The sequence below is a fragment of the Terrabacter sp. NPDC080008 genome (assembly GCF_040702505.1).
Taxonomy (GTDB): Bacteria; Actinomycetota; Actinomycetes; order Actinomycetales; family Dermatophilaceae; genus Terrabacter.
On sequence record NZ_JBFBLC010000001.1, the window covers coordinates 1,215,689 to 1,231,746 of the forward strand.

General features: G+C 69.8%; 17 protein-coding genes, 1 tRNA gene and 1 riboswitch. Of the genes, 8 read left to right on the top strand and 10 right to left on the bottom strand.

Annotated elements, in window-relative coordinates:
- Window positions 1-29 precede the first annotated feature (29 nt).
- A complete protein-coding gene (otsB, locus tag AB0316_RS05740) occupies window positions 30-833 on the bottom strand; it encodes a trehalose-phosphatase (protein WP_366271226.1) in 804 nt (267 codons plus the stop codon).
- Complete coding sequence (locus AB0316_RS05745) at window positions 830-2,332, bottom strand: trehalose-6-phosphate synthase (protein WP_366271229.1); 1,503 nt, start codon at window positions 2,330-2,332, stop codon at window positions 830-832. The genes otsB and AB0316_RS05745 overlap by 4 nt, the downstream gene beginning before the upstream one ends.
- A gap of 228 nt (window positions 2,333-2,560) precedes the next feature.
- Here AB0316_RS05745 and AB0316_RS05750 point away from each other — a divergent pair, with 228 nt between their 5' ends.
- From AB0316_RS05750 to AB0316_RS05765, 4 genes are all read left to right on the top strand, one after another.
- On the top strand, window positions 2,561-2,992 hold the full coding sequence (locus AB0316_RS05750; protein ID WP_366271231.1) for a CBS domain-containing protein: 432 nt from the start codon (window positions 2,561-2,563) through the stop codon (window positions 2,990-2,992).
- 78 nt (window positions 2,993-3,070) lie between these two features.
- Complete coding sequence (locus tag AB0316_RS05755) at window positions 3,071-4,870, top strand: serine/threonine-protein kinase (RefSeq protein WP_366271233.1); 1,800 nt, start codon at window positions 3,071-3,073, stop codon at window positions 4,868-4,870.
- Window positions 4,871-5,208: 338 nt separating this feature from the next.
- Window positions 5,209-5,414: riboswitch (cyclic di-AMP (ydaO/yuaA leader) on the top strand.
- Window positions 5,415-5,422: 8 nt separating this feature from the next.
- A complete protein-coding gene (locus AB0316_RS05760; RefSeq protein WP_366271235.1) occupies window positions 5,423-6,124 on the top strand; it encodes a transglycosylase family protein in 702 nt (233 codons plus the stop codon).
- Between the two features lie 167 nt (window positions 6,125-6,291).
- Window positions 6,292-6,364, top strand: a tRNA-Thr gene (locus tag AB0316_RS05765).
- Window positions 6,365-6,408: 44 nt separating this feature from the next.
- Here AB0316_RS05765 and AB0316_RS05770 read toward each other — a convergent pair.
- The 4 genes from AB0316_RS05770 to AB0316_RS05785 form a co-directional block, all read right to left on the bottom strand.
- Window positions 6,409-7,554 (bottom strand): tyrosine-type recombinase/integrase, encoded by a 1,146-nt coding sequence (locus tag AB0316_RS05770; RefSeq protein WP_366271237.1) that lies wholly within the window; start codon window positions 7,552-7,554, stop codon window positions 6,409-6,411.
- Window positions 7,555-7,609: 55 nt separating this feature from the next.
- A complete protein-coding gene (locus AB0316_RS05775) occupies window positions 7,610-7,795 on the bottom strand; it encodes a helix-turn-helix domain-containing protein (RefSeq protein WP_366271239.1) in 186 nt (61 codons plus the stop codon).
- A 1-nt stretch (window position 7,796) separates the two neighbouring features.
- Window positions 7,797-9,386, bottom strand: coding sequence for a replication initiator (locus AB0316_RS05780; RefSeq protein ID WP_366271241.1), 1,590 nt, complete (start codon window positions 9,384-9,386; stop codon window positions 7,797-7,799).
- 464 nt (window positions 9,387-9,850) lie between these two features.
- The gene (locus AB0316_RS05785; protein WP_366271243.1) at window positions 9,851-10,348 is read right to left on the bottom strand and encodes a hypothetical protein; all 498 of its coding nucleotides are present in this window, start codon (window positions 10,346-10,348) and stop codon (window positions 9,851-9,853) included.
- Between the two features lie 353 nt (window positions 10,349-10,701).
- On the opposite strand from AB0316_RS05785, the gene AB0316_RS05790 reads away from it, so the two are divergent.
- Complete coding sequence (locus AB0316_RS05790) at window positions 10,702-10,998, top strand: hypothetical protein (protein ID WP_366271245.1); 297 nt, start codon at window positions 10,702-10,704, stop codon at window positions 10,996-10,998.
- Between the two features lie 97 nt (window positions 10,999-11,095).
- On the opposite strand, the gene AB0316_RS05795 is transcribed toward AB0316_RS05790, so the two are convergent.
- The 4 genes from AB0316_RS05795 to AB0316_RS05810 form a co-directional block, all read right to left on the bottom strand.
- Window positions 11,096-11,323, bottom strand: coding sequence for an ANTAR domain-containing protein (locus tag AB0316_RS05795; RefSeq protein ID WP_366271247.1), 228 nt, complete (start codon window positions 11,321-11,323; stop codon window positions 11,096-11,098).
- A gap of 131 nt (window positions 11,324-11,454) precedes the next feature.
- Window positions 11,455-11,910, bottom strand: a complete 456-nt coding sequence (locus tag AB0316_RS05800) for a DUF5994 family protein (RefSeq protein WP_366271249.1) — start codon at window positions 11,908-11,910, stop codon at window positions 11,455-11,457.
- A 350-nt stretch (window positions 11,911-12,260) separates the two neighbouring features.
- The gene (locus tag AB0316_RS05805; RefSeq protein WP_366271251.1) at window positions 12,261-12,449 is read right to left on the bottom strand and encodes a hypothetical protein; all 189 of its coding nucleotides are present in this window, start codon (window positions 12,447-12,449) and stop codon (window positions 12,261-12,263) included.
- Window positions 12,450-13,334: 885 nt separating this feature from the next.
- Window positions 13,335-14,051, bottom strand: coding sequence for a GAF and ANTAR domain-containing protein (locus tag AB0316_RS05810; RefSeq protein ID WP_366271253.1), 717 nt, complete (start codon window positions 14,049-14,051; stop codon window positions 13,335-13,337).
- A gap of 152 nt (window positions 14,052-14,203) precedes the next feature.
- Between AB0316_RS05810 and AB0316_RS05815 the strand changes: the two genes are divergently transcribed.
- From AB0316_RS05815 to AB0316_RS05825, 3 genes are all read left to right on the top strand, one after another.
- Complete coding sequence (locus AB0316_RS05815; protein ID WP_366271254.1) at window positions 14,204-14,872, top strand: GAF domain-containing protein; 669 nt, start codon at window positions 14,204-14,206, stop codon at window positions 14,870-14,872.
- Window positions 14,873-15,066: 194 nt separating this feature from the next.
- Window positions 15,067-15,492: a hypothetical protein gene (locus tag AB0316_RS05820; protein ID WP_366271256.1), complete on the top strand. Its 426-nt coding sequence runs from the start codon at window positions 15,067-15,069 to the stop codon at window positions 15,490-15,492.
- A complete protein-coding gene (locus AB0316_RS05825; RefSeq protein ID WP_366271258.1) occupies window positions 15,441-15,809 on the top strand; it encodes an ANTAR domain-containing protein in 369 nt (122 codons plus the stop codon). The genes AB0316_RS05820 and AB0316_RS05825 overlap by 52 nt, the downstream gene beginning before the upstream one ends.
- Window positions 15,810-16,058 lie beyond the last annotated feature (249 nt).

Here is a 16,058-nt window from a genome sequence, read left to right on the forward strand (position 1 = left end):
GGCGTGTGCCGCCGGGCAAGCCGCGTGGCTCAGCTCGCCGGGTGGGCGGCCGAGCAGGAGTCGAGCAGCCGGGTCAGGAGCTCGGCCACGGCGGACTCGTCGTCGACGCGGTAGCGGGCCGCGGTCGAGCCGGTGCCGACCTTGACGGTGACGTCGTCGGTCCGTCGCAGGCGGGCGAACGCGTCCTCGTCGGTGACGTCGTCGCCGAGGTAGAGGCGGGCACTCGCGTCGAGGTTGCGGGCGAGCGCCGTGACGGCAGAGCCCTTGTCGGCATGGGAGACCGAGAGCTCGAGCACCGACTTGCCCTTGAGCACCTTGACCCCCGGGTGGTCGAGGGCGACGCGACGTGCGTCAGCGATGGCGGCGTCGCCGACCTCCGGCGGCAGGCCGCGGACGTGGACGACCACCGCCGCCGGCTTCAGCTCGATGTTGGCCTGTGGATGGCTCTCCTTGACGAGCGCCTCGATGTCGGAACGCAGCTCGGCGAGCGTGGCCTCGTCGTCGGGGGTGACGGACGCGGCTGCCATGGCCTCGCGCACGGCCTCGCTCGAGGACTCGGCGCCGTGGCTGCCGATGAGCACGATCGGCTCGTCCTCCTCGAGGCCGGTGAGGGTGCGCAGGGTGGCGAGGTCGCGCCCCGACACGACGGCGACGTGCACGTCGGGCAGCGCGGCGAGCGAACGCAGCGAGTCGATGACGCCGGGCACCGGAGTGGCCTGCATCGGGTCGGTGACAAGGGGCGCCAGGACGCCGTCGTAGTCGGTGGCGACGAGCACGCAAGGTGCCGCCGCAGCGCGGGTGAGGGCGTCCTCGAGCGCGGCCTGGTGGGTCACGAGCGGGCCCGGGTGCGGTTGTCGGGCTCGGGCATCCGCGGGGTCTCCTCGGCGTGGGGGACGGGATGCTCGCGCGGCTCGGGCGCCGGCAGCTCGGGCGCGGCGGCCAGCGCCGCGAGATAGCGGGCGGCCCAGCGCTGGACGTCGTGGTCGGACACCCGGCGTCGCAGCGCCTTCATGATGCGCTGCTTGTCCTTGGCCGGGGTGTTGATCGCGCGCAGGATCGTCTGCTTGAGGCCCTCGATGTCGTGTGGGTTGCACGCGAAGGCCTGGTGCAGCTCGTGCCAGGCGCCGGTGAACTCGGACAGCACCAGGGCGCCGCCGAGGTCGTGGCGGCAGGTGACGTACTCCTTGGCGACGAGGTTCATCCCGTCGCGAAGGGGGGTGACGAGCATGACGTCGGCCGCCTGGAAGAGCGCCGCCATCTCCTCGCGGGGGTAGGAGTGGTGCAGGTAGTGCACGGCCGGCGCGCCGATCTTGCCCAGCTCGCCGTTGATGCGGCCCACGGTCTGCTCGATCTCGGCGCGCAGGATGCGGTAGGCGTCGACGCGCTCACGGCTCGGTGTGGCGACCTGCACGAGGGTGACCTCGGGTGGCCCGAGGCGCCGCTCGGACAGCAGCTCCTCGTAGGCCTTGAGCCGGTGCCGGATGCCCTTGGTGTAGTCGAGCCGGTCGACGCCGAGCATGAGCACCTCGGGGTTGCCGAGGCTCTCGCGGATCTCCTTGGCGCGGGCCATCACCTCGGGCCGCTTGGCGAGCTCCTCGAGGCCCTTGAAGTCGACGGAGATCGGGATGGCGGCGGCGCGCACCTGGCGGTTCTCGCCCTCGACCGTGACGCGGTCGCGCCGGGTCGCCGCCCCGAGCAGCTGGCGGCAGGCGCGGATGAAGTTGCGGGCGTCGGCCTGGCGCTGGAAGCCGAGGAAGTCGGCGCCGAGGAGGCCGTTCAGCAGCTGGGTGCGCCACGGCAGCTGGGCGAAGAGCTCGACGGGCGGGAAGGGGATGTGGTTGAACCACCCGATGCGCACGTCGGGGCGCAGCGTGCGCAGCATCGCCGGGACGAGCTGCAGCTGGTAGTCCTGAACCCAGACGGTGGCGCCCTCGGCAGCCACCTCGGCGACCGCCTCGGCGAAGCGCTGGTTGACCCGGCGGTAGCTCGACCACCACTCGCGGTGGAAGCTCGCCGGGACGATGACGTCGTGGTAGATCGGCCAGAGGGTGTCGTTGGAGAAGCCCTCGTAGTAGTCGCGCACGTCCTCGGCCGACAGGGGGACCGGGTGCAGGTAGATGCCGTCCTCCTCGAACGGCTCGGGCGCGTCGCCGGCGTCTCCGGCCCACCCGACCCAGGCGCCCGGCTGCGAGCGCATCACCGACTCCATGGCCGTCACGAGGCCGCCGGGGCTGCGCCGCCACTCCACCTCGCCGTCGTCGGTGACGACCTTGTCGACGGGCAGGCGGTTGGCCGCGATGACGAGGTCGTAGGTCGGCCGGTCGGACGACACGCAATCAACTCCTGCACTCGAGGACGGTTGCCGCATACCCGATGGGACGGGTGCCGGTCCACGAGCACCGGCCCGCGGCACGAGGGACGCGATCGCGTCTCACTCTAACGAGCGAAGTCTGGCGGCCGGGTGCGGTGCGGCTCTAGGGTCGAGTCAGGGCATCTCCGGCGCACCTCGGCGTGTTGGGGTGGGCCGCCGGAGGCGCATCCACAAGGTGAAGGAGTCGCCGTGAAGATTTCGGACGTGCTGCGCCACAAGGGCAGCGAGGTCATCACCATCCAGCCCGATGCGAGCGTCTCGACCCTGCTCGCCCTGCTGGCCGATCACCGCATCGGCGCCGTCGTGGTGAGCACGGACGGGACGAGCATCGACGGGATCGTGAGCGAGCGCGACGTCGTGCTGCACCTCCATTCGACGGGCACCGGCGTGCTCGACGGCCCGGTCTCGCAGATCATGACGAGCGACGTCACGACCGGCTCTGCGGACGACGACGTCGCAGACCTCGCCGGGACGATGACCGAGGAGCGGGTGCGCCACGTGCCCATCGTCGATCCGGCCGGACGGCTGACGGCGATCGTCTCGATCGGCGACATCGTCAAGCACCGGCTGGCCGAGCTGCAGTCCGAGCGCGACCAGCTGCGCGACTACATCAGCCACTGACCGGCCGGAAGCCGGACACTTCGGGGCGCGCCTCGGGAGTGTCCCGGCGACCGCGCCGCAGTCGCATACCGTAGGGGCATGACTGCGTACGACCGGACCGCGCGGGTGCCGAGCCCCCGGCCCGGCACGCGCACCGGGGCGCTGCCCACCGCGGCCGCCCCGACCCGGCCCGCGTCGGCGCAGCGCATCGGCCCCTACCGCCTCATCGAGGAGATCGGCGAGGGCGGGATGGGCGTGGTGCACCTCGCCCTCGACCCGCGCGGCCGTGCCGTGGCGATCAAGGTGCTGCGCTCGCACGTGGCGCACGACGCCGACGCGCGCCAGCGGCTTTCCCGCGAGGTCGACACGCTCTCGCGCATCCGCGACGCCCGCGTCGCGAGCGTCATCGACGCCGACGTCATGGCGCCGCGGCCCTACCTCGTGACCCGCTACGTGCCCGGTCCTGCCCTCGACGAGGTCGTCGAGGACCACGGCCCCCTGCCACCGGCCGACCTGCTGCGGCTCGCGCGCGGCATCGCCGAGGCGATCCGGTCGATCCACGCCTGCGGCGTCGTGCACCGCGACATCAAGCCCGGCAACGTCCTGCTCGAGGACGGCGACCCCGTCCTCATCGACTTCGGCATCGCCCACCTGCAGGACGACGTGCGCCACACCGTCGGCGGTCTCGTCATGGGCACGCCCGGCTACCTCTCACCCGAGCTCGTGGAGGGCGCGGCCATCACCGACGCCACCGACTGGTGGGGCTGGGCCGCGACGATCACGTATGCCGCGTCGGGTCGTCCGCCGTTCGGGCGCGGGCGCATGGATGCCGTGCTCGCCCGCGTCCGGGCCGGCGAGGTGGACCTCGACGGGGTCGACCCCCGCCTCGTGCCGCTGCTGCGCGCCTCGCTGTCGCCCGACCCGCGCCAGCGCCCCCACGCGGACGAGGTCATCGCCGCCCTCGAGGCGTATGCCGCGGGCCAGGCGGCCATCGTGCCGACGCCCCGGGGTGGACTGTGGGACGACGGGCGGTCCGCCACGCCGGGTGACACACAGGTGGTCGAGGGCGCCGGCACGGCCGTCATGCCCTGGGTGCACACCGCCGTCCAGCCGGCGCTCGACCCGGTCGCCGCGCAGCTCCCGCCCGCGCCGTCTCGGTGGGCGCCCCCGACGACCCGGCCGCGGGTGCCCGCTCCGGTGCCGCCGCCGTCCCACGAGCGCGGCTGGGACGACGACGCCGGCCCCAACGGTCCGTGGGACGACGAGGACGGCTGGGAGGACCAGGAGCCCGTCCAGCGCGAGGGGGACCCGCGCATCGGGCTGCCCACTCGCACCGGGCTGCTCGCTGCCGTGGCGGTCGCCTGGGTGGGCACGCTGATGGCGTGGCCCGGGGTGGCGCTCGTCTCGATCGCCATGCTGTCTGCCCTGGCCCGTGCCACCGACCGGTCGGTGACCGCCCTGGTGCTGCGGCGCTACGACTTCGGCCGGCGCCGCAGCGACGTGCCGTTCGCCGTGGTCTCGAGCCCCTGGCACCTCGTCGTCGGTGCGGTCGCGACGGTCGTGGGACTGCTGCTGCCGGTCGCCGTGGCGCTCGCCGGCGTCTTCGCAACAGCGCTGATGCTCGCGGGAGCCCAGGGTGGTGACCTCGGGCCCGGCTCTCCCGCAACGCTGGCCGTCGGTGGCGCCATCGGCCTGCTGATGCTCTGGTGGGGCCCCGGTGGGGCGTCGCTGCGGCGAGGGTCTCGCTCGATGGCGCGGACGATCGTGCCGAGCGGCGTCGCGGGACAGGTCGTCTCGGGTGTGCTCGTGGTCTTCGGCGCGGTGGCGGCGCTGACGGCGCTGCGGCACGGCATGAGCTTCACCTGGACCCCCTTCAGCGCCAGCCCGTTCGGGCGCTGACCGGTCGGACAGGCACGGCCTGCACGGGAGCCCGAGCGGGCTGAGTGGGCCCTTCGATGGCGCGCTCCACGCGTACGCCCCCTGTGTGTCGCTCGTGAGCGGGCCGTGGGCCTCGTGTGGGCGTACCGCATCACCCCAGACCGGTGGGCGACGAAAAGATCACGAAATTGTCTCGACTCGGCTTGTGTGGCGTTGAAACCTCACGTACCGTCAGTGCTCGGCGGCACCCGGCTCTTGGGCCGGAAGGGGGGGATCGACTCGTCGTCCCGTTCCGCTTCGTCGCGTCCGGCTTGGGCCGGCCGCTCCCCACAACTTCACATGGACACCCAAAAATCCGTTCCCTGAGCGCGCCGAGCCTCGCCAGCCAGGGATGTAGCCCACACCCGTGGGCCGGGCGAGGACGGGGGACCCAGTGCGGTCAGAGCACACTCACGCGAAGAAGCGCGAGGTGGCATCTGGCCTGGGGGTGAAGTCGCTTCTGCGACAGGGCACCTGACGCCCCAACCCGACAGCTAACCCCGCAGGCGCACGTCAGGAAGGAAACACCCAACCATGCAGTACCTGTCCAAGCATGCTGCGGCGAAGAAGATCTCTGTGAAGCAGCGCCTTGCGGGCGTCGGCATCGCCGGAGCGGCCACCATCGTCGGGGGCCTCGCCACCGCAGGTTCGGCCAAGGCGTCCTCGGTCTGGGACGCGGTCGCCGCGTGCGAGTCCGGCGGCAACTGGCACATCAACACCGGCAACGGCTTCTACGGCGGCCTGCAGTTCACCAAGAGCACGTGGCTCGGCTACGGCGGCGGCGCCTACGCCTCGCGCGCCGACTTCGCCTCGCGTGACGCGCAGATCGCCGTGGCGCAGCGCGTGCTCGCCGGCCAGGGCCCCGGCGCCTGGCCCGTCTGCTCGGTGCGTGCCGGCCTCAGCCGCTCCAACGGCGGTGCGACCTCGAGCAACATCAGCGTCTCCCGCTCCACGCAGCGTGCGCCGCTGACCACCAAGAAGTCGACCGTCCAGAAGTCGACCGTCAAGAAGTCCGTCAGCAAGAAGAAGACGTACGCCGCCGCCCCGACGGTCACGAACACGGCCAGGAACACCGCCACGGGCCGGCAGATCACCGTCCGCAGCGGCGACACCCTCGGCCAGCTGGCCGAGCGCTACCACGTGCGCGGTGGCTGGAAGACGCTGTGGAAGGCGAACGGGGCCCGGGTCACCAACCCGAACCTCATCTTCGTCGGCCAGGTGCTCCGCCTTCCCTGACCTGCTGGTAGAACTGAGCCGGACGGCCCCGCGCGACCAACCCCTGGGTTGCGCGGGGCCGTTCTTCTGTCCCCGGCCGGCCCGCGCCCGCCGGCGGCCGTCGTTTGGGCGTATGCCGCGGGGCTCCGTTACGCTTTCGCCCGTCCGCAGGCTCGTGCCGCGGGCGTGCTGGCGTGGCGCAATCGGTAGCGCACCTGTCTTGTAAACAGGGGGTTAGGGGTTCGAGTCCCCTCGCCAGCTCTCTGACCAGCACAAACATGCAGGAAGGTCTCCTGCTCGCCGGTTCAGCCACTTCTTTGCCCACCTTTTTCGGCTGAGGGCAGGACCCCGAGCGGGTCGGCGGACTCCAGCGCAGCGAGTACCCGCGGGTCAGCGAGACCGCGACCGAGATAGACGTCCAGCGACATCGACACCCGCGTGTGCCCGAGCTGGTCGGCGATCATGCGGCCGGTCGCACCCATCTCGTCGAGGACCGTGGCAGTCGTCTTGCGCCAGACGTGCGCCGTAACCCAGTCCAGGCCCACCGCCTCCCGCGCCTCCTTGAGGAAGCGGCTGACGTTGCGAGGATCTCGGAAGTCACCATCGATGGTGCCGAAGACCGGTCGTTCGGGGTCGTAGAGCGTCTGAGCCCGCCGCTGGAGCATGGCGACGCACCAGCCCGGCAGGCGCAGGCGCCTCTGACCCGCCTCCGACTTCGTCCCCTTGCGTAGGAGGCCTCGCCCGGTGACGCGGATGAGGGTGGACGAGACCGCGATCGTGGCCGTGTCGAAGTCGACCTCGGACCAGGTGACCGCCAACGCTTCCCCGATGCGCAGGCCGGTTGCGAGGAGGAACGCGGACAGGTCGAGCAGGTCGCGCTCCATGGCCTTCTTGTTGCCAGCCACACCGACGAACCACTGCGTTCGCTCCTCGACCGTCAGCGCACGAGGCTGTCGCTGCGGCCTGACACGAAGGCGTTCGATTTCCCGGGCCGGGTTGCTCGCCACCGCACCGTGACGCACCGCCCTGCCCATGATCCCCGAGACGATCGAACGGCACGTGCGCGCGGTCGAGGGGCCCACCCGTGTGTGGATGTCGACGATGACCCGGTTGACCGTGGGTGTGGTCACCTGACTCAGCCGCAGAGCACCCACGGCTGGCAGGACGTGGCCATCGAGAGCCCGTCGATACGTCTCCAGGGTGCTGGGGGAGCGCTGACCGGCCTCGACGAGCTGCGCCATCTCGTCAAACCACTGCTTCGCCGCGAGCTCGAACGGGTCCGAACGTGCGAGGCCGCTGCCACCGCCGAGACGGGCGAGCTCCTCGAGGGCGTCGGTCAGGGCCTCGACCGCGGCACGACGAGTGCGACCGTGGCGCTCGATGACGCGCTTCGTCCCGTCCTCCCCTCGGAACCGGGCCCGGCCCCTATGGCGGACCGGATCGGCGGACACCCGCGAAGTGGTGATCTCACCCCACTCGCCAGGCCTCAGCCGTTCGCGAGGCATCTCAGGCAGCCGTCTGGTCGTCCAGCCAGGCCTCGACATCCTCACGCCTGTAGCGCAGGTGCCGTCCGACCTTGACCGCCTTCGGCCCGCGGTGGCGCATTCGCCAGTCGTAGAGGGTCTGGACCGGGACGCCCAAGTACTCGGCCACCTCCCTCACTTTGAGCAACGGCACGAACGTCTTCTCCATCTCAGTCGCCTTCTCTCTCATTCCGATCGAATTGATCAATGCATGGGGTCTTCCGGGCTCTCGCTCTCTCCTGGGCGTACTCGCGGGCGCGGGCAGCGGCGGCTTTGGCGAGCTCGGTGTCGCCGTCGGTGTCCCAGCCGGTCCCGGCGTAGGTCCAGTGCCCGATGACGAGGGTGGTCTCCTCGGTCTCGTCCTGCAGGAGGTCGTCGAGGTCGCGGACGTCGAGGGTCCGACCCTCCCGGTTCGCGGCGGCCAGGGCCCGTTCGTACCGGACCCGGCGCCGGCGCAACTGCCCGAGCGTGACCGAGTAGCGGCGGGACTTGGTGGAGAAGTGGCCGCGGAAGCCGAGCATGTGCCGCCACTTGAACAGCAGCCCGTAGGGGTGCTCCGCCATCGGCTGGTCGTTCGCGGCCGCCTCGGCCCGCTGCCGGTCGACGATCGCGACGATGGTGGCGCGCAGCCGCCGAGCGTGGGGACTGTCGGTGTTCGCGCTGTCGGTGGCGGACTTCGTCGCGTACTTCGCCAGGTAGCCGGCGACCTGCTCCGGGGTCAGCGCCCGGTCCGGGTCATCGGTGCGGCGGGCGGCGGCGATCGGGCGGGCGTCGAGCTGGGCGCCGAACCGCAGCCGACGGGTCACGTCGCCCTGATGCAGCGGAGGCGCGTCGAACGAGACCCCGGCGGCCGCCTGCTCCACGAGCCGGGCCAGCAGCGCTGCGGTCAGCCCGGCCGGGGCGGGCGCAAACCCCGCGTCCGTTTTGGGCCCGTCGAGGCGGATCAGAGCGTGGAAGTGCACGATCCCGCGCAGCTGGTACTCGGCGACCTTCGCGTACTGCACCGTCACCAGCTCCGCGAGCCTCGACGCGGGCACGCCGAGCTGCTTCGCCAAGGTCCGGCGCAGGTCGATGGTGAACCGGCGCCACAGCTCCGGCGCCCACCACTGCCACACCAGGTGGCTCTCGTAGTCGTAGCAGTCCCGGCACAACGGCTGCCCCAACAGCTCGTCCCCGTCCGCGTGCTTGGTGTGACAGACCGTCGGCCGCCCGTGCTCACACACCCGGTGCTGTCCCTTGGTGGTGAAGGGGCGGCAGGCACGGCCGCCGCGGGTGCCGTGCACGAGCCCGAACGACGGCGCGGTCAAGGTCGCGAACACCAGCGGGTTCTCACCCACCTGCTCAGGGACGCCCTTGCCGCCGATGACCCCGGCCCGGATCAGGTGGAACGTGTCCGCCGCATACAACCTCGAGCACGACGGGCACTCCGACCCCCGGCGATTCCCGCAGCGCACGTGCAGCACCCCGAGCGGGCTGTCGGCCGAGGAGAAGCTCGAGAGCACCTCACCGGTCCGGGCGTCGACGGTCTGCGACGACCCGTGCAGCCGGATCGGTCTGGCACAGTGCCCGACCCGGGAAGCGGCCTCGGACCACGCGTCGAAGTCCCGCGACAGGAGCCGGGCAAGCACCTGCGCCTCCGTCGCGGGGTCGAGGTGGCCGAGATCCAGCGGGTGGCCCTCACCGGCTGGCCGCTCACCCGCCTGCTCAATCGAGCGGAGGGGGACGGCGTCCCAGACGCGGTCTCGTGTTGCCCGGGTCATCGGCGGCCACCCCCTTCCCTGGTCCGGGTGGGTGTGCCGTGCAGCTGATGCAACCCCGCGCTGCACGACACACCCGGTCCGAAAGGGCGGCCCCGAAAAGCGTTGTCCGAGAAGGAGATGCCGGCGCCGCGGGGGTTGCTCACACGCCGACCACGTCAAGAGATCACGAAGAAGATGGCGGACCAGAAAAGAGGTGTGTGGTGTGTGACGGCAATTCGTGTGTATGGCCTCTGGCCGGGGTGGGGAGCCGACCCCCAGGGCATCAAGCCCGCAGTTTTTGTCAGTTCAGGTCATGTATGTGGTGTATGTCCGCCCTCCCCACGATCCACACCCCAGGGGCTGGGAGACGAAGAAACACGCCGAAAGTCGTACAGGAGGTTCTAGTCGTGACCGGCTGGACCGGCTCCGGGAAGGAGAGAGGGCTTGCTCATAGCTCTGCAAGGACGGCGTGGTCCCCGTATGCGTCACGGACGATCCTGCGCGTCATCTTCCGTCATGGGGCCTGCTTCCTCCCCTTCAGTCAGGGCCTTACGGTCGTCCCTGGATGCCGTGCGGTCGCCCTTCGCGTGTTCGCGGTCAAGCTGGGCGTCGCGTCGCCGGGGCCAGTCGGCCCCGTATTCGCTTGTCAAGTCAAGCATTTCGGCGCGGTCGTGAACTTCCTCCCGCTTCTCTGCGACAGTGTCCCGGGCGTCGGAGACGGCGTCACGCTCGTCCGCAGCAGCCATGATCGCTTGAGCGGCCGCCACTCGCTCAAGGTGGGCACTCTCGCGCGCCTCCACCGCGTGCTCGCGTGCCTCCACCGCGTGCTCGCGCGCCTCCACCGCGTGCTCGCGCGCCTCTACCGCGTGCTCCCGTGCTTGCGCGGCGGCTGCCCAGCGGCGTGCATGGCCTGCCTGCCACGGATCGCCACCCTCCTCGCGTCCGTCGGCGGCGTCGTACTGACTCCCGTCCTTCGAGCCCACAGGTCGAAGTGAACCACCGGCGGGGCCTCGATGGCGAGGTTCACGTGGTTGCTCGACGCGCAAGAACTGGCCTCGAGGTGTTGTCGACCCCCTTCAGGTGGCGAACGGCGGCGCCCTCACCCCCATCCTTGGCGATTCCGGTCCGGCATCACGCCACGGTGACCCGAAGTCCCTGCTGGACTTCACTGAACGATGAGCGCCACCCATCCGAGCAGCCTTTCGCCGGCTCGCCGATCTCTGGGACACCGCACGGTCGCAGTTCCTACCCTTGAGGTGTGAGGCGACGGCAGGAGCCGAGTAACGGTAGTCCGACAACGCCACTCTCCTCGTCTCGGACATGGAGTGCGGGCTCGATGGCTGCACTGGCCTCGGGGCACTCAATCCACCAGGGAGCATCTCGTCTGCCGTGTGACCGCGACCTGATCGATGGCGTGCTGCTCGAGGAGATCCTGCTGCTGACGGACGTCATCGCGGCCGTCCGGACCGCCGAGTCTCACCTGACGCCCCCGCAGCTCGACTCCCTGCTCGGAGTGACTCCCGAAAGTCTCCACCAGGCGACGTCGCCGCTTGGCAACGATCACCTGGATCAAGCCATAGCCGGCGAGACAGGGCCTGGCTGGAGCGAGTGCGGCTCGGCGGTCGACACATAGCGGCAATCGCGTTGCCTCGTCCACACCGACACTTCCGGGCCCTCCGAATGGAGTCGGGAAGGCGCCGGAATCGAAGTCAGCGCTTCGGGATCAGCCCTTACGCCCTATCCCCGTTCGGGGCATCGTCGTCCGCCAACGGGTGTCCGAGCTCGGCGCTCCTAACGACGAGGTATGCGGTGAGCTCGAGCGTCTCACCCCGCCCGATGGCCAGGTCGAGAAGTTCGTCGAACGCCTCGTCTGAACCGACGGTGCCGTGTTGCATGAGGACTCCGGTGGCGAGACAGATGAGGTCGTACCCTTCGTGTCGAGCATCGTGTAGGTCCATCGATACCTTCCTGCGAGACGGCCGCGGATGGTGGGTCGAGGCGGTCGATTGAGCGACCGAGCGCCTCACCATTCCCGCGGCCGACTGCCTCCTGACCGGATGTCTCGTCCGAGCGGCGTCGCCTCGTCCTCTCAGGCTCCGGCCGACTCCAGCATGCTGCGGGCGATGTCCCCGTCGGTGTCCGGTGGCACCACCACGAGGACCAGCTGCTGGTAGCTGCCCAAGGAGAGCATGACGTGGTCGGGGTAACGACTGTGCTCGAACCAGCCAAGATGGGTCACACCCAGAGGCGTGCGAAGCCGGTTCGGCGCGTCGTTCCACCGATTGCGTTCGTAGGCGACGCGGGCGATTCTGGCGCGCGTCAGGTCGTGAATCGCCACGTCGAGCGGGGGCACTTCCAGTCGGAGCTCGGACGTGCGCGGCCACCACACGCCATCAGCGGCCTCCACCCCTTGACGTGGTGACAACGCGATGCGGCTTGCGAGCCCGGTCGGCTCGGTCGTGCCGTCGCTGTGCACGGCACCGGCGGGGGGCGCTGGATCCAATGGGGGGATACGGGTAGGCGGGTTGCTTGCAGTGGCGTTCACAGGGGCTCCTGAGGAGGCAGGTCGTGACTGAATGGACCACGGCTCCGTCGTCACTTCCCACCTCGGGGGCCGACACCGCGCCAGGATCGGACCCTCTGCCATCTACCGACGCCATAGCCCCTTGCGGGTGATCACGTCTCTCTGTCAGGGTACGCCCGCGACTGCCGCTCTGGGCGCTGTCGACATGGTCGACAGTTACATTGGGCGCCGGAGGGCGCCGCCGCAGGTTGACCGACATGTGTACAGCCGGGCCAAACGAGCTCCGCGCAGAGGCCTAGGTACTGGGACGGTTCTGCAACCTGGGCGTCTGCCGTCCAAGGCAGTCATGAACCCTCCGACCCTGGGGTTCGTCACCCTTCTCCACCCTCATCGGGGTCGTCATCCTCATCGTGCCGCTCGTCCTCAAAATCGCGGACAAAACTCCACGCGCGCGCGTCGCGCCCAGCGATGTCGTCGTCTTCTCGATCATTCATCGCCTGCGCCAGAGCCCACTCCGGAGGACGATCCGTTTCCGAGTCCGGGCCGGAGTTCGTGGTCATAACCTGAACTCTCCGATCAGCTGAGTGGCCGCACCCCTCGTCCCACCAGTATGGACCCTGCGCGTGTGGCGTCGCATGTGTGAGCCTCTACGCGACGGTGGTTGGGGCGGCCAGATCGAAGAGGCTCCAACGCGGAGCCGTGCTCCCGAGCGTAGGCTTCGAGACGAGGCCGACGCGATGCGCCGACAGATCGGAGTTCGTCATGGGAAGCGATCTGTCGAGTCCGCTGCCTGGTCCACGGGTCCGTGAGTTGATGTGCATCGTCCTCGCGGCTCGGCGAAGGGTTGACCGTCTACGGGCAGGCAGAGTGGACCCGGCCCTCCTCCTGAAGGCTCGCGGCACGTTGCTGGAAGCCATGGAGAACTACGCTGCGGAACTGCGCAGATATGGTCTGCCCACACCGCCCGCCCTCCGCGACGACCTGCGTCTGCAGCGCGGCATAGCCGGCAGCACAGGGAAGCGGTCGGCGTCTTGAGACCCCGAACGCCGGCAGCCTTGGCCCCCGAGACGTGTCATGGCTGCCCCTCGCGTGCTTGATGCCCGTGCCAGCATCCCGGACATCGCGGCGTGTCCTGCGACGCACGCCCTCGCTGCCCAAGTGCTTGGGATTCAGGACCATGCTCGTGCCGATGTCTCGCGAGGCTCTGTCCGAGGGCGTCGGCCATGGTTTGGACCTCGGGCTGCGGTTGGCAGAGCTTCAGGTCGTGGAGCACGTCGGTGGTGGCCAACAGGATTCTCGCGCTCCAACGTCCGGCTTGATCATCAGCAGACTGCGGCCTTCGCGTCGAGAAACCCGCAGCAGGTGGCCTTCAGCTCGGCGGGGACGGCCACGACCTCGAGGCGTTTGCCGACCAGCCCGGAGGCAGGCACGAACGGCCGGCGTACTCATGAGCCGGCGCTCCCGCTGTCGATGCCGCTCAAGTCGAGCACTCGGCCGACCACGGCTTCGGCAATGTCATCGAGAGCAGTGCCCTGCGCAAAGGCATGCGCACGGAGCAGGACCAGGGCGTCACCAGTGTCGATGCCCAGCTGTGCGACGACCATGCCGGTGGCTTGATGGATGCGGGACCTGCTCGCCCACGGGCTTCGGTAGTCGTCGGTCTCGGTCTCGTGAGCCTCCGGGTCGCGTAGGAGCGCCACGCCCACGGCGTCCGCAAGGAACTGGACCATACGTGGGCTGAGGAGCAGTTCGTTCGCCGGTGGCAGGTGGCAGGTGAGCACCCCGAGTGTCCTGTGATCTGGTCGAATCGGGATGGCGTGTACCCCAAGCTTGCCGAATGCCTCGGACGCCGATGCGTCGAACTGGGGCCAGCGCGCATCCCCGGCTCCGACGATGGCCAGCACTTGCGTGCCGGTGCGGTAGGCGGTGTGGCCGGGACCCTCGCCCAGGACATCCTGCAGATCCTCGAGACGAGCCGCGCTGCCGTCCGTCACGCAGAGCGTCACCCGATCTTCACTGGAGTAGGCGATGGTGATGGCTCCGCCGTCGGCCCCCAGCACCAGCGTCGCAGACCGGCACAGGCGGTGGGGCAGCGGATCCGTCTGCGACTGGCGGGCCATGGCTTGAGCCAGGCTCAAGAGAACACCGGTCCTGTCGTCCATGAGGCCTCCTCGCTAACCGGGCGCCTCGGTGACGTCTGCGATCCACACTACGCTCCGCCGCAACTTCGTCGGCGGCTGTGACCGGGGGCAGGGTGACCGGTGGGTACAGGGTCCGTATGAAACCAGTTCCAGAGAGCCAGGAGGCGCTCAGCTTGCTGACGCGGCTCGGCAAAGACCACTTGCGCGCGGAGATCGAGCAGACGGCGGATGCGCTGACGCTTCTGGTTCCCGGGATCGCCGCCGTCAGCGTCGGAGCACGACACATGGGCATCACGCTGACCTACGTCGCGACGGCATGGGACGCTGCTCGGCTGGACGCTGTCCAATACCTCGACGACGGGCCGTGCGAGCAGGCATCGAGGACGGCGGAGCTGGTCGTCACGGAGCACACCAGCCTGCTGGACGAGGGCCGCTGGCAGCTGTTCGCGCGCGCCAGCGCAGCGGCGGGCATCCTCAGCTCCCTCTCACTCCCCGTGGTCTCGGAGGACGCGGTCGTGGGCGGGATCAACCTCTACGGGCGGGCGCTCGACACGTTCGATGGCCACCACGAGCAGATCGCCGAAATGCTCGGTGCCTGGGCACCGGGGGCGGTCACCAACGCCGACCTCGAGTTCACGACGAGGACGGAGGCGGCGGCGGCGCCGAGGCGACTCCAGGAACTGCACACCGTGCGTTGCGCCGTGCGCATGCTGGCGGCCAGGAGTGGGGTCCAGTCCCGGACGGTGGAGACGCAGCTCTACGAGGCTGCTGCGCGGGCCGGCATACCGGTGGTGGCGCTGGCGCACATGGTCATCGGCGAAGGCGACCACGACGCGAGCTGAGTGCTCGGGATGGGGGCGCGGGCTCAGCGACGTGGCGCGCATACGCAGGTAGGACTTGACTTGAGCGACTGGCGAGGCTGGGCGCTACTGCAGCGCAGAGCTTACTCATGCGTGACCGGTCACCACCCCCGGCAGCTGCCGGCTCCGTCATGTGTCTTCCAGCGTCGCGGGGTGGTAGTCAAAAGGGATCAACCATGGAAGACATCACCAGGGATCGGCGGGTGGCCGAGGACCTGCGACGGGTGGCGCAGGACTTCCAGCGCCTGGGGAACGAGCTGTCGACATCAGCCAATCCCAACCCCTTCCAAACGGTTGCCACGCTCGCCCTCGAGCGCATGCCCACGGCCTACGCCGCCAGCATCACGACGCACAGCCACGGCCGGTTCATGACCGCTGCGGCCACCGACGAGGTCGCCCGCCGGGCGGACGCCCTCCAGTACGAGCTGGGCTCTGGGCCCTGCCTCGACGCGATCGTCGACGATGCCATCTACCAGCCGAAGACCTTGCTGTCGACGAGCGTTGGCCCGAGTACGGCCGTCGCGTCGTGGCGGAGCTGGGGCTGCGCAGCATGCTGTCGTACCGGATGCACCTCGAGGCCGCCGGAATCATCGGGGGGCTGAACATCTACGCCGAGAAAACTAGGGCATTCGGTGAGCGTGATCTGGCGGAAGGGCTGCTCCTCGTGACCCACGCAGCGCAAGCCCTCGCCGCATCCCACCTACGCGGCGGAGCCCACAATCTCGAGCGCGCCCTTGCATCCAACCGGGACATCGGAACAGCCATCGGCGTACTGATGGCCCCGCACAAACTGGGTCGGGAGCAGGCGTTCGACCTGCTGCGAATCGCGAGCCAGAACACCAACCGCAAGTTGAACGAGGTCGCCCGGGACGTCATCGACACCGGCACCATCGACGTCACGCCTGGCCACCGCAGCTGAATATCCGCGCCTCCGGCACCAAACGGGTCCTGAGGACTGGAAGAGCCTCTGGTGCCGCGCAGGTCGGGCTCCACGTGTGGCGAGCGGAGCCGGCGTCAAGCATCAGCTGACACACGACTGTCAAGCATCACCCGAGACAGGACAGATGTGGGTCTGAACCGCCCCGGCATGTCCGGAGACTTACTGGTTTGAGAACTCCAGCTCCTGCTGGGCCTCGTTTTGAGCGTAGTAGGCGGCTTCGAGCTCGGC

Coding starts and splice junctions, on each gene's coding strand:
- AB0316_RS05755 (WP_366271233.1), top strand. CDS start 3,071: ATGACTGCGTACGACCGGACCGCGCGGGTGCCGAGCCCCCGGCCCGGC.
- AB0316_RS05760 (WP_366271235.1), top strand. CDS start 5,423: ATGCAGTACCTGTCCAAGCATGCTGCGGCGAAGAAGATCTCTGTGAAG.
- AB0316_RS05775 (WP_366271239.1), bottom strand. CDS start 7,795: ATGGAGAAGACGTTCGTGCCGTTGCTCAAAGTGAGGGAGGTGGCCGAG.
- AB0316_RS05780 (WP_366271241.1), bottom strand. CDS start 9,386: ATGACCCGGGCAACACGAGACCGCGTCTGGGACGCCGTCCCCCTCCGC.
- AB0316_RS05790 (WP_366271245.1), top strand. CDS start 10,702: ATGGCTGCACTGGCCTCGGGGCACTCAATCCACCAGGGAGCATCTCGT.
- AB0316_RS05795 (WP_366271247.1), bottom strand. CDS start 11,323: ATGGACCTACACGATGCTCGACACGAAGGGTACGACCTCATCTGTCTC.
- AB0316_RS05805 (WP_366271251.1), bottom strand. CDS start 12,449: ATGACCACGAACTCCGGCCCGGACTCGGAAACGGATCGTCCTCCGGAG.
- AB0316_RS05810 (WP_366271253.1), bottom strand. CDS start 14,051: ATGGACGACAGGACCGGTGTTCTCTTGAGCCTGGCTCAAGCCATGGCC.
- AB0316_RS05820 (WP_366271256.1), top strand. CDS start 15,067: ATGGAAGACATCACCAGGGATCGGCGGGTGGCCGAGGACCTGCGACGG.
- AB0316_RS05825 (WP_366271258.1), top strand. CDS start 15,441: ATGCTGTCGTACCGGATGCACCTCGAGGCCGCCGGAATCATCGGGGGG.